At 64.1% G+C, this 685-nt stretch carries 1 protein-coding gene; it reads left to right on the forward strand.

The features are described 5' to 3' along the window. Position 1: 1 nt before the first annotated feature. Positions 2 to 631 (forward strand): superoxide dismutase, encoded by a 630-nt coding sequence (locus tag CXH06_RS18250; protein WP_114856627.1) that lies wholly within the window; start codon positions 2 to 4, stop codon positions 629 to 631. The last annotated feature ends 54 nt before the right edge of the window (positions 632 to 685 follow it).

Below are 685 nucleotides of genomic sequence, written 5' to 3' on the forward strand. Positions count from 1 at the left end.
CATGGCGGACTACACGCTTCCGGATCTCGATTACGACTACGGGGCGCTGGATCCCTCGATCTCGGGCCGGATCATGGAGCTGCATCACTCGAAGCATCATGCGACGTATGTGAAGGGTGCGAATGCGGCGCTGGAGAAGCTGGCGGCGGCTCGTGAGGCGGGTGACTTCGCGACGGTGAACCAGTTCTCGAAGGATCTGGCGTTCAACCTGGGTGGTCACACGAATCATTCGATCTTCTGGAAGAACCTGTCGCCGGAAGGTGGGGACAAGCCCACCGGTGAGCTGGCGCAGGCGATCGAGGAGTTCTTCGGGGGGTTCGATGGCTTCCGGGCGCACTTCACGGCGGCGGCTCTGGGGATCCAGGGGTCGGGCTGGGCGGTGCTGGCGTATGAGCCGATCGGGGGGAAGCTGGTGATCGAGCAGTTCTACGATCAGCAGAACGGTGTGCCGGTGGCGACGATCCCGCTGTTCCAGCTGGATATGTGGGAGCACGCGTTCTACCTGGATTACCAGAACGTGAAGGCTGATTACGTGAAGGCGATCTGGGACATCGTGAACTGGGCGGATGTGCAGGCGCGGTTCGAGACCGCGCGCGCGACCGGCAGCTCGCTGGTGGTTCCGCAGGTCTGATCCGCGGCGCAGGTTCCTGGACGGCCGGTCCCCTGGATGGGGGCCGGCCGTCCG

Source organism: Brachybacterium sp. YJGR34, from assembly GCF_003347015.1.
GTDB lineage: Bacteria > Actinomycetota > Actinomycetes > Actinomycetales > Dermabacteraceae > Brachybacterium.